Below are 12,621 nucleotides of genomic sequence, written 5' to 3'. Positions count from 1 at the left end.
AAGCTACCTCGCTAGCTAAATTCCTGCTGCTAGTCTAGCAAGCACAGCACTGCGCCGCATTATCATAGGTTAATCAGGGCGCAATTGGCGACGAATGCGGCTCAAACTGACTGGCGTAATGCCCAAATACGAGGCAATATGATATTGCTTGATCACGCCAGCCACAGCCGAAAAATCGACCAAAAAGCGTTGATAACGAGTCGTGGCATCATCGAGCAATAGGCTGCTTTCACGCTGTTCTTTTTTGATAAATAAGGCTTCAGCTACCCGCCGTAATAAGCGATCCCAGCATGGATGTTGGTTGATCAAGCCAGCAAAATCTGCATACTTGGCAACCAAATAGTGGCTTGGCAAGAGCGTTTCAATCGTAAATTGGCATGGCTCATTCAACAACAAGGCCCGATAGCCGCCGATCAAATCGCCAGGCATGCAAAACGATTTCGTCCATTCCAAACCATCGGCAGTTAAATAGTAAAAACGCAACAGTCCATCAACCAAAAATCCAACTTGGTCGGTAGCTTCACCAGCATGCAACCAAACCTGCTCTGCATCCAAAAAACGCGGCTTGAACAAGCGCAAACATGCCTGCATTTGCTCAGGCGGGATTGGCGCAAGCTGCTGAAACGTGCGGGCCATTAATCCATAGCCATCAATTGGCATCATTCAACTCCTAGCGATTTTTTCTTTTTTTACCACAAAGGACACGAAGAACAGAGAGCATAGAACATAAAGCATACAAATTTAACCATATGCTCAACTATTTAGCCACAAATTGCCCGAACGTTGGCTATTGATCCACGAAGGACACGAAGAGCACGAAGAAGGACGATAGGCTCTAGGCTTTGGGCTATAGAAATGATGAATTCCACAAAAGCTTTTTTAGCCACAGATTGCACAGATTATTTTGATTATGTTCTCTGCTCTCTTTTCTCATTTCATCCCTCATACTTCGGTTCTCTGCGCCGCTGCGTTAAAACATTGATCCACGAATTGCCAGAATAATGATTGTTTTTAGCCACAGATGAGCACAGATTTTTAGGATTAGGTTCGTGCCATCCCAGCGCCCATAGCCAAGATCCTCATCCCTCATCCTTCATTCTTCATCTTTCTGTTTTATGTTCTATGCTCTCTGTTCTATGTTCTCATTTTATCCCTCATAATTCATCCTTCATCCTTCTGTTTTATGTTCTATGCTCTCTGTTCTATGTTCTCTCAGCTCCTTTTGATTTTGCCTTTTGCCTAGGGTACAATAGCAATATTTGAATTGTTTAAGCGGTGGCCTACACAATGACAGATCATGCAGAGAGTTTATTAGCAGATATTCAGGTGCTTCTGGCAAACGAGCCACAGCTTAAAGCAGCTCTGGCAGTAGCCAAACCCAATACAACCCTCACAATTACGCCAGTACCAAGCGCGGCGCGGCGGGTTGTGGCAGCCATAGCCACGCTTCAGGCGCGCAGTAGCCTCTTAATTGCTGCCACGCCCGATGCAGCAGTGCGCATGCATGCCGACCTCACCGCATGGCTCGGCGAAAGTGTCATGCTTTTTCCGCCAACCGATACCCTGCCCTACGAGCATATGTCGGCGGATGTTGGGATTGTAGCGCAACGCTTGGCAGTATTAGGCCGCTTGCATGCAGGCGAAACCCTCTGTGTAGTGGCCTCGGTCAAGGCCTTGATGCAACCAACCATGACTCCCGAGGAGTTTGGTTTTGCCACGCGTGTATTGCGCCAAGGCGACCAGCATGATCCTCGTAAATTGTTGGCCCACTGGGTTAGTTTGGGATATCGCGTTGGCCCAACCGCCGAACAACCAGGCGACCTCAGCCAGCGCGGCGGGATTATCGATATTTTTCCGCCAACCAGCGAGCGCCCAATTCGGCTGGAATTTTGGGATGATCAGCTTGAAAGTTTGCGCATTTACGACCCAATTTCGCAACGCTCAGATAAACGGGTGCGCCAAGTTCAAATCAGCCCAGCTCACGAAATTCCGTTTTGGCGACGTAACGAGGCGATCAAACGCATCGATCAGTTGCAGATTGCCAGTTTGCGCCGCGAAGTGCAACACGAATGGGCTACCGCCCGCGAACATCTCGAAACTGGCCAGCGCTTTGAAGGTCGGGCTTTTTATGCACCGTTCTTTCGCACGCCACACGAAGCAGTTGAAGCTGGGTTATGGCAGCATTTGCCAAACTCAGCAGTTGTGCTGCTCTCGGAAGAACATGAATTGAACGCCCAAGGCATCGAACTGCAAAGCCATGCCGACCGTGTACGCGCCACCCAAGTTGAAAATAACGAATTACCAGTAGATTTTCCCTTTCCATTAATTGCATGGACGTTTATTCGCAAAGCCATTCAACGTTGGAGTTGCCTCAATCTCAGCAATCAGCCAATCGACGATGATCAAAGCGATGCCTTTGTGCGCGAAATTAACAGCTTCAGCCAAGCGCCATCGTATGGCGGCCAAACTGATCGGCTGTTTGAAGATTTGCGCGAACGCTTGGTTGGCGGTGAACGGGTCGTGCTGGTTTCGCCACAGGCCAGCCGCTTGCGCGAATTGGCCAGCGAGCATAATTTGGCCCTCATCGGCGAAGAAGATGGCCCCGATGTTGATGACCCAGCCTTCCAAAGCGGCACGATTATTATTCGCCATGGCAACTTATCTGGTGGCTTTAGCAGCGATCCCTTGCGCCTGACGTTGCTCAGCGATAGTGAGATGTTTGGCTGGCAACCACGCCGCGCAATTTCAACTCGCGCCCGCAAACAGCGTAGCGAAAGCGATCGCACGGCATTTTTGCAATCGCTCAAAGTTGGCGATTATGTGGTGCATATCGAGCATGGCATCGCCCAATACGAGGGCTTATCGCGTATCGAGGCTAGCGGCGCTGAACGTGAGTTTTTGGTGTTGCGCTACGCTTCTGGCGATAAATTGTATGTGCCAGTCGATCAGGTTGATCGGGTTTCACGCTACATTGGTGCTGGCGAGGGCAAGCCAACCCTCACCCGCTTGGGCACGTCGGATTGGGAGCGAGCCAAACGCAAAGTGCGTGCTGATGTTGAAGAGCTTGCCACCGAATTGCTTGATCTTTACGCCGCGCGGCAGTTGGTCGAAGGCTTTGCCTACAGCAACGATACCTCGTGGCAACGCGAACTCGAAGATAGCTTTCCCTACACCGAAACCGACGATCAATTGCGGGCGATCGAAGAAGTCAAAAGTGATATGGAAAACACCCGCCCAATGGATCGGTTGATCTGTGGCGATGTGGGCTTTGGTAAAACCGAAGTTGCGCTCCGTGCCGCGTTCAAAGCGGTACAAGATGGTCGTCAAGTTGCAGTGTTGGTTCCAACTACGGTGCTGGCACAACAACATTTTGAAACCTTCTCGCGGCGCATGCAGATGTTTCCTGTGCGCATCGAAATGCTTTCGCGCTTTCGCTCGCCAACGCAGCAAAAAGCGATTATCGAACGCATCGCCAAGGGCGAAGTCGATATTGTGGTTGGCACGCATCGGATTTTATCCAACGATTTGCATTTTAAGCAGCTTGGTTTGGTGATTATCGACGAAGAACAGCGCTTTGGGGTCAAGCATAAAGAAATGTTGAAACGCCTGCGCCATGAAATCGATGTGCTGACGCTGACTGCCACCCCAATTCCACGCACGATGCACATGGCGTTGTCGGGTATTCGCGATCTCAGCGTTATCGACACGCCGCCCGATGATCGCATGCCAATCAAAACCTATGTGCAGCCCTACAACGAAATGCTGGTGCGCGATGCAATTCTGCGTGAGTTGGGGCGCAATGGCCAAGCCTACTTTGTGCATAATCGCGTCCAATCGATTTATACCGTTGCCAATCGAATTCAAAAATTAGTGCCCGAAGCTCGCATCGGGGTTGGCCATGGCCAGATGCCCGAAAAAGCGCTAGAAAAAGTTATTCTGCAATTTTTCGAGGGTATGTTTGATGTCTTTGTGTGTACCACAATTATTGAAAGCGGCATCGACGTACCCAGCGCCAACACCATGATTATCGACGATGCGACGACCTATGGCTTGGCCCAACTCTATCAACTGCGTGGGCGGGTTGGGCGCTCAACTCAGCGTGGCTACGCCTATATGTTCTACAATCCAACCAAAGCAATGGGCGAAGAGGCGCAAAAACGGCTTGAGGCGATTCAAGAAGCAACCGAGTTGGGCGCTGGCTTCCGCATCGCCATGCGCGACCTTGAAATCCGTGGCACTGGTAATTTGTTAGGCGCTGAGCAATCGGGCAATATTACCACGATTGGCTTTGATCTCTATTCACGCTTGCTTTCGCAGGCAGTCGAGCGCGTGCGTGAGGAGCGCAAACGCGGCCAAAGCCAAAAGGCTGGCGAGCAAAAAGCCCAACGTGCTCGCGCAGTCGAAGCGCTCCGCCGCGCGGCGGTGGTTTCGGCGCGCAGTGGTTTTAGCAGCGATGCTGAAGATCCCGTTTTGCCCGATGCAATGGTCAGCATCGACCTGCCGATTAATGCCTATCTGCCGCAAAATTATGTCGATGATGAGCCGCTGCGCTTGCGGGTTTACCAACACATTGCCGAAGCTCGCTCGACGCGCGACATTCGCATGCTGCGCCAAGAGCTGGAAGATCGCTTTGGGCCTGTGCCTGAGCCAGCAGCCCGCCTGCTCGATTTGTTGACGCTCAAAGTTCTGGCCTTACAAGCTGGAGTCGTTTCGATTATCTCCGATGATAACGAAATTACCGTGCGCCTGCCCAAGAGCGTGTATCTTGATCGCGAGCAGCTTCAGCGCGAATCGCCGCGTGGCGTGGTGATTGGCCCGCAATTGGCGCGGCTTGATCGGCGGGTGTTGCGCGACGATTGGGAAGTGGTTTTGCGCCAGTTGCTCGAGGCTTTAAATAAAATTAGCAATTGATATGCTTAATTAAGCATAAATATTAATGAAATTTTGAGCTTTTTGATTATAAATATCACATAAATCGCATATTTGCATAAAACTATGAAATCTGCTATAGTTTTGGGGAATGCAACATATTGAGCTTGCACAACCAACTTGCATTCATGGTCAGGTAGCAATACCTGCTCAACAAAACAGGCCACAGCGAAAAAAAGCGAGGCATGCGTTCCGGGAAGACGCAAGCGCAGCTTTTTTCGTTTTTAGCCTGCTCGTTTTTGGATACAGGAAAGAGGATTCCAGTCATGTTCGAACGAAGCAAACGCTTAGCCGCCATCGTGCTTACTGGCGCGATCTTGGCAGCCTGCGGAAGCGGCACCAGCACCACACAACCAACAACTGGCAGCACCAACGCGACGGCGGTGGTCGAGCCAGGCACAGATACTGGGGCGCAACCCAGCAGCGATGGCACGGTCATCATTGGCATGAACCAATCGCCAGATACGCTGTTTGGAATGGAATCGCAATCAAGCGCCACCACCCAAGTGTTAAACTCGGTGCAACCAGTTTGTATTACGACCTTAAGCTACGATTATCAGCCAGTCTGTTTTAGCGAATTACCAACCTTCGAAAATGGCGGCGCAGTTGAAGAAACCGTCACCATCGACGAAAGCTATACTGGCCCATTCGTCATCAATAACGAAATCGTAACCGATACCAGCATTTTGACAGGGCCAATCGAATTGCCCCAAGTCAAAGTAACCTGGAAGTTGATCGATGGCATCGCATGGGAAGATGGCACGCCAGTAACCGCCGACGACTTCTTGTTTGCCGCTGAGTTGTATGCCAACCCAGGCACCAAGGTTGCCAGCCGCTTTACCATCGAGCACACCGCCAAATACGAAAAGGTCGATGATCAGACCTTCTCGTGGTATGGTTTGCCTGGCTATCAAGATTCAACTTATTTCTTGAATTATGCAGGCGGCGCACTTGGCCCTGAGCCAAAGCACGTGCTTGGCAGTGTTGATGCAGCCAGCATCGGCGGTAGCGATTATGCGAGCAAACCATTGGCCTATGGCGCATACAAAATCGATGAATACGTGCCACAAGAGCGGGTAGTGCTGAGCGCGAACCCAAATTATTGGGGCGCAAAACAAGGCTTGCCCAAGATTGCCAATGTTATTTATAAATTCGTCACCAACGAAGATCAAATTTTGCAACAATTGCAATCAGGCGAAATCGATGTGGTCGGCCAAATTGGCTTATCACTAGCCCAAGCGCCATCGCTTGATGAATTGCAAGCAGGCAACGAATTTGATATTCAATATGTACCAGCCACAGTCTGGGAACATATCGACTTTGCAGTTGAGCGTGGCGATGGCATTGCAACGCCGTTTGCTGACCCCAAAGTGCGCCAAGCAGCTGCTTACGCCATCAATCGCCAAGAAATTATCGACCAGATTTTGTTTGGCAAAACTGTGGCCATGAACAGCTTCATGCCCGAAGATCACTGGGCGTACCCTAGCGATGCGAGCGTGATCAACAGCTACGATTTTGATCCCAGCAAGGCGATTGAATTGCTGAAGGAAGCTGGTTGGGTTGCTGGCGATGATGGTATTTTGGTCAAAGATGGTCAACCATTCAAGATCGAATTCTTCACCACCGAAGGCAACGATACCCGCCAAGCAGTCGCCCAATTGGTGCAAGAATACTTGCGCGATGTTGGCATCGATGCTGAATTGCAATTTGTGCCTGGCACTGATTCATTGTTCAAAAATGGTTCGGAAGGCATCTTAGCTGGTCGGCGCTACGATTTGGCTTTGTATGCATGGGTCAGCGGCCCTGAGCCATCAACGCCATTGTATTTGTGCAGCCAAGTGCCAACTGCCGAAAACGGCTATGCTGGCCAAAACAACACTGGCTACTGTAACCCAGACTACGATAAAGTGGCGCTCGAAAGCCAAAGCATCGTCGAACGGGCTGGCCGCTTGCCATTGCTCAGCCAAGCCCAACAAATCTTCAACCGCGATTTGCCAACCTTGCCGTTGTATCAACGGATCAATGTTGGGGCTGCCCGCAAAACCATCAGCGGCTTCAAGCTCGACCCAACCAGCCAACAAGATTTCTACAACATCGAAACCTGGGAATTGGCTCAATAGGTATTGGCTTTTGGCTATTGGCTATCGGAACAATCGATAGTCAATAGCCATCCATCCACGAAGAACGCAACCGCGAAGGACACGAAGAGCACGAAGGGGGACTTGGCTACAGGCTTTTGACTTTTGGCTATCGGAACAATTGTTGGTATTGCCAAGGAATCTTCGATAGCCCATAGCCTAGAGCCATTCCTCCCTCTGCGCCTCTGCGTTAAAAATTGATCCACGAAGCACACGAAGCGAACGAAGAGCGCGAAGGTTAAGTTTTTTTCGCCACAGATTGACACAGATTATGATGATTAGCTTCCCATAGCCCAAAGCCGATAGCCTATAGCCATCATTCCGCTTCATCCCTTATCCTTCATAATTTTTGCCTTTTGCCTTCTGACTTTTGACTTCATCCCTCATCCTTCATAATTTCGCTCTGTTCTATGTTCTCATTTTGACTTTTGCCTTCTGCCTTTTGATTTGGTATTTCATCCCTCATCCTTCTGACTTCTGACTTTTGATTTTTGCCTTGTTAACAATTGCTCATCAAATGCTTACACCAGCGTTGCAGATTTGTTAATCAATTCAGGGTAGGCTAGATCCAAGCAAACTATCAGGAGCTATTGGGGCATGGCGCAAGCAATTAAGCAACCGATTCATCTTTGGGCAAAGCGACTTTACCAAGCAGGACGCTGGGCTGGCAACACAGTCATTTGGTTGCTGCTATGGCTCATTTGTATTGCCAGTATCTTTTTTATGATTCGCTATTTCAGCGACGCTCAGTGGCTTAGCAATTTGCAGGGCACGCCGCATCTGCTCGCCGAATTTGGCATGCGTTTGTTGATGGCGCTGCCATTTACATTGTGGCTGGCGCTGATGTTGCGGCCTGTACGCACCCGCCGTTGGATTATTGGGCGAATGTTCAAGCTCGCGCAACACTTGCGCCGCAAACCAATTAGCCAGCCTAGCGAGCAACCAGCAACCCCAATTGCCAACGAAATCGCGCCAGCAAGCCCCAGCTTTGCAACCAAGCCCCTCTCTCGTCGCCGCTTTTTGGTCGAATCGGGGTTGGTTGGCGGCGTGGTTGGCTATGCGATGTTGGTTGAGCCATATCAAATTCAAGTGCGCGAAGTTAACTTGCCAATTGCCAATTTGCCCGAACGCTTTCGCGGCATGCGCATCGCCCAAATGAGCGATTTGCACATCAATGCCTATACCACCAGCGCAGATTTGGCCCGGGCTGTGGCCCAAATCAACCAACTTAACCCTGATATGGTGCTCTTGACTGGCGATTTTGTGGATTGGGATGCGCGTTTTGCTGATGCGGCAACCGAACCATTTCGCCAGCTGCGTGCGCCAGAAGGCATTTACTCGGTGCTTGGCAACCACGATTACTACAGCGGCAAAATCGATGCAATCAAACAAGCCATTCAACGTCACGATTTAGGCTTGCTGGTCAATCAACACACGGTTTTGCGCCGTGGCGCTGATCAATTGGTGCTGGTTGGGTTTGATGATCCACGGCATAATCGCAATGGCGGGCCACGGCTCAGCCCAGAGAGCATCAATCCTGAAGCGGCATTGCAAGGCACACCCAAGAATGTAGCGCGTTTGGCAATGGTACATAACCCAGTGATTGTGCCGCATTTCGTGGCCAACTATCAGCTTGATGTCATTCTTTCTGGCCATACCCATGGCGGCCAGTTTCAAGTGCCAATTCTGACTGATCAGCTGGTTGGCAACGCTGAATATTTTGTGCGCGGCCATTACGATCTTGGTAAATCGCAGATTTATGTCAATAGTGGCTTTGGGTTTACCGGGCCGCCATTGCGTTTTCGGGCAGCCCCAGAAATCACATTAATCAATTTGGTTAATGCTAAGGCCTAGCCCGACTCAAGGCGGAGCACTAGCAAGGCCAACGGCTGAGCACAATCTTGGTTTTTGCTGTATAATAGCCATTACGTGTCAATTTTTATGATTGTACGAAACGCCAAATAAAAGGGGGTGAATTCTAGTGGCAAGCATTTCGGTAGATTCAAATGAATCAATCGACAAAGCACTGCGCCGTTTTAACAAGGCCGTGCAAGCTGATGGCATTTTGACGGAAGCCCGTCGCCGTGAGCATTATGAAAAGCCTAGCGTTAAACGCAAGCGCAAGGAAGCTGCTCGTCTGCGTAAGTTGCAAAAGATGGCTCGTGAGGCCAACAACTAAGCAATTCGCATGACGCACCCCAAATCGCCGCAGCTTGTGGAAATACCACGCTGCGGCGATTTTCATGTATCATGAGAGTTGCAGATTATTAAAGAGGTTCAAAAATGTCGATTCAACAACAACTGCAAGAAGATATGAAAAATGCCATGCGCAACAAAGAGCAACAACGGCTCGATACGATTCGCATGATGCTTGCATCGCTTAAAAATGCCCAAATTGATCTTCGACGCGAGCTTGATGAAGTTGAAGCAGTTGGCGTGATTCAAAAAGAGGCCAAGCGTCGCCGCGATGCCATGGCCGAGTATAATAAAGCTAATCGCCCAGATTTGGCTGCTAGCGAAGAAGTTGAACTGGTGATGATTGAAGCCTATTTGCCTACCATGCTCAGCGCCGATGAATTGCGGCCAGAAATTGCAGCAATTATTGCCGAGCTTGGGGCAACCAGCATCGCTGACCTTTCGAAAGTAATGCCTGCGGCAATGCAGCGCTTCAAGGGCAAAGCAGAAGGCCGCGTCATCAACGAGGTTGTGCGCTCATTACTTAGTGCGTAAGCTATGATTGTTCGTTCATATCGCTTAAAAACCTTGTTACGATCCCTGATCGAGCATCACCACCATTGGGTGTTGGTGCTCTTCGGGATCGGGCTAACCGTGCTTTTGACCGTGATTTTTACGTGGCGCTCAGCCGTCAATCAAGATATTATGGTCGGACGGCCAAGCCCGCGCACAATCAATGCTGATCGTGATTTGACCTTTGAAAGCCAATTGCTGACCGAGGCCAAACGTCGCGAAGCAGCTAACGATCCGCGTAACTTGGTCTATAACGAAGATACTCAAATTCATGGCCAGCAGCGTGAGCAACTGCAAGCAACCTTCAGCGTGATCAACTCGATTCGCGATAATCCCAGTCTCAACCTTGATCAGCAGCGGGGCCAACTGACTGAATTGCCATCGTTGCCACTCTCCGATACGCTGGCAATTACAATTCTTGAAGCCGACGACGATACATGGCAACGGATTAAAGATCAAACCAATGCCCTCTATGATCGGACACTGCGCGAAAATAATTACTCACTCGATCAAACAACCCTCGCCGACATTAAAATTCGCTATTTGCCCTATAACTTGCCAAGTAGCTTGCAGCAGGATCAGCGGGCTGTTGTGCTCTATTTGGTCGAGCAAACCCTCCATGTTAATCGCACCCTCAACCAAGAGGAAACCGAGCGCCGCCAACAAACCGCCCGCAACGCCGTTCAATCGGTCTCGAAAGATGTTGTGAATGGCGAAAATATTGTGCGCCAAGGCGATACAGTTTCAGCAGAACAATACGAAACCCTGGTCAAAATGGGCCTGATCACGCCAGAATTGGGCATTGACGGCTTTATGGGGCGCTTACTGTTGGCGCTCTTGGTCGCCTTAGGGCTTGGCATGGCGCTATATATCGATCAGCATAATCTGCTGACATGGCCGCGGGCCTTGCTGGTAATCATGATTTTAACCGTGATTCCAATTCTGTTTGGGCGGGTTTTCATCAGCACTTGGTTGAACTTCCCCGAAACCTTCGCCTTGGCAATTGTTGCGATTCCGCTGGCGGCGCTATTTAACAATAATTTGGCCTTGATCGTCTCGGCGTTGGTGTCGATTGTGATTATGTTTTTGGGCGAAGGCGCGCTGCAAGTTGGCATGATTAGCTTTGCAGGAGCCTTGTGCGGCATCTACGCTATTCGCCGCGCCGACCGCGCTATGGCCTTTATGATGGCTGGGGTTTGGATTGCGCTGGGTGTGTTTGCCACCGCCATGGTTTGGCGCTTGATTCAGCCCCAAGGCGTGACCTGGCAACAAACCATGTTTACCTTGATTTTTAGCGTGCTCAACGGTGGCATTACCGCTATGATGTCGCTGACCTTGCACAACGTGCTTGGGCGGGTTGCTGGCATCGTCACACCAATGCAATTGCTGGAGTTAGCCCACCCCAATCAACCACTGTTGCGGCGCTTGATGCAAGAAGCCCCAGGCACCTATCATCACTCGGTTGTGGTGAGCAATTTGGCCGAACAAGCAGCAGAACGAATTGGCGCAGATACCTTGTTGACGCGTGTCGGAGCCTATTATCACGATATTGGCAAAATGTTGCGGCCCTTCTTCTTCACCGATAATCAATATGATCGCTCGAATGTGCACGATAATCTCGATCCCCAAACCAGTGCTAAATTAATTGCCGACCATGTGATCGAAGGCGCGAAGATCGCTCGCCAGCATAAAATTCCTGAGCAAATTGTCAATTTTATTGTCGAGCATCATGGCACCGATGTGATTCGCTATTTCTATCAGCAAGCCTTGCAAGCAGAAGATAGCGTTGATATTAATAACTATCGCTACCCCGGCCCCAAGCCTCAATCCAAAGAAACAGCTATTTTGATGCTGGCAGATGGCGTAGAAGCCACCGTGCGCTCCAAAGAGCAATCGGGCATGCTGGTTGCTGAGCGCCACGAAGATGATGATCATCAAGCACCCAAGGGCTGCCAGAGCATCGCCCAAGTGGTTAACCAAAGCATCGATATGCGCATTGCCAGCGGCCAGCTTGATCAATCGCCGCTGACCCAACACGATCTGAATACGATTCGCCAATCGTTTGTCAAAACCCTGCAAGGGATCTATCATCCACGGGTTGAGTATCCCAAGTTGATTCGGGAAGCTCAACCAAAATAAAACCAACCTACCAATAAGGAAATGACGCGGTATGTTAGAACTAACAGCCCATATTGAAGTTGTGCCTGCCGATTTGGTGCTTGATACCAGTTTGCTGGAGCAGGTCGTGGCCCAAGTGTTACGCGATGAAGGCCAAACTGGCACATGGGAAATTGGCATTCGCATCACCAACGATCAAGAATTGCAAGAACTCAATCGCCAATATCGCGGCATCGATCGCCCAACCGATGTGCTTTCGTTTGGCGAGTACGAAGATGATGACGATGATTTTATTGTGCCCGATGGCGTGTACGATGATGATGATTTTGACGATCCCGAGGCAGATGAAGCAGCCTATCTTGGCGATTTGGCAATTTCGTATGAGCGGGTGCTGGCGCAGGCCCAAGAGTACGCCCATTCGAGCCGCCGCGAATTATGCTATTTGGTAGCCCATGGCAGTTTGCACCTCCTCGGTTACGACCACGAAACCGACGAGGAGCGCGAAGATATGCGCCAACGCGAGGAAAAAGCCCTGCAAACCCTTGGCATTACCCGCGAAGCAGAGCCGTTTGTTTAGGGGCTAGGGATCAGGGATCAGGGTCTAGCAATTGATCCACAAAGGGCACGAAGTTCGAAACCGCGAAGTATTCCAACTCAAATAGCCCGAACCCTGACCCCAACCACCAAG

8 protein-coding genes are annotated in these 12,621 nt (G+C 50.3%); 7 read left to right on the top strand and 1 reads right to left on the bottom strand.

Annotation, left to right across the window (positions count from 1 at the left end; translation table 11 throughout):
* Positions 1-69 precede the first annotated feature (69 nt).
* Positions 70-663 carry a Crp/Fnr family transcriptional regulator gene (locus C5S61_RS17780; protein ID WP_110517052.1) on the bottom strand — a complete coding sequence of 198 codons (594 nt, stop codon included), beginning with the start codon at positions 661-663 and terminating at the stop codon, positions 70-72.
* A 624-nt stretch (positions 664-1,287) separates the two neighbouring features.
* Between C5S61_RS17780 and mfd the strand changes: the two genes are divergently transcribed.
* The 7 genes from mfd (at position 1,288) to ybeY (ending at position 12,510) form a co-directional block, all read left to right on the top strand.
* Positions 1,288-4,911, top strand: coding sequence for a transcription-repair coupling factor (gene mfd, locus C5S61_RS17775; protein ID WP_110517050.1), 3,624 nt, complete (start codon positions 1,288-1,290; stop codon positions 4,909-4,911).
* Positions 4,912-5,195: 284 nt separating this feature from the next.
* The gene (locus tag C5S61_RS17770; RefSeq protein WP_110517048.1) at positions 5,196-7,049 is read left to right on the top strand and encodes a peptide ABC transporter substrate-binding protein; all 1,854 of its coding nucleotides are present in this window, start codon (positions 5,196-5,198) and stop codon (positions 7,047-7,049) included.
* Positions 7,050-7,664: 615 nt separating this feature from the next.
* Entirely contained in the window at positions 7,665-8,921 is a 1,257-nt protein-coding gene (locus tag C5S61_RS17765) for a metallophosphoesterase (protein WP_110517046.1), read from the top strand.
* 127 nt (positions 8,922-9,048) lie between these two features.
* Complete coding sequence (gene rpsU / locus C5S61_RS17760) at positions 9,049-9,246, top strand: 30S ribosomal protein S21 (protein WP_012190199.1); 198 nt, start codon at positions 9,049-9,051, stop codon at positions 9,244-9,246.
* Between the two features lie 104 nt (positions 9,247-9,350).
* Positions 9,351-9,797 (top strand): GatB/YqeY domain-containing protein, encoded by a 447-nt coding sequence (locus tag C5S61_RS17755; RefSeq protein ID WP_110517044.1) that lies wholly within the window; start codon positions 9,351-9,353, stop codon positions 9,795-9,797.
* 3 nt (positions 9,798-9,800) lie between these two features.
* Entirely contained in the window at positions 9,801-11,954 is a 2,154-nt protein-coding gene (locus C5S61_RS17750; protein WP_110517042.1) for an HD family phosphohydrolase, read from the top strand.
* A 31-nt stretch (positions 11,955-11,985) separates the two neighbouring features.
* Positions 11,986-12,510: an rRNA maturation RNase YbeY gene (ybeY, locus tag C5S61_RS17745; RefSeq protein WP_110517040.1), complete on the top strand. Its 525-nt coding sequence runs from the start codon at positions 11,986-11,988 to the stop codon at positions 12,508-12,510.
* The last annotated feature ends 111 nt before the right edge of the window (positions 12,511-12,621 follow it).

It is taken from the genome of Herpetosiphon llansteffanensis (assembly GCF_003205875.1).
Classification (GTDB): domain Bacteria; phylum Chloroflexota; class Chloroflexia; order Chloroflexales; family Herpetosiphonaceae; genus Herpetosiphon; species Herpetosiphon llansteffanensis.
This window is presented reverse-complemented; position numbering and strand designations above follow the sequence as displayed.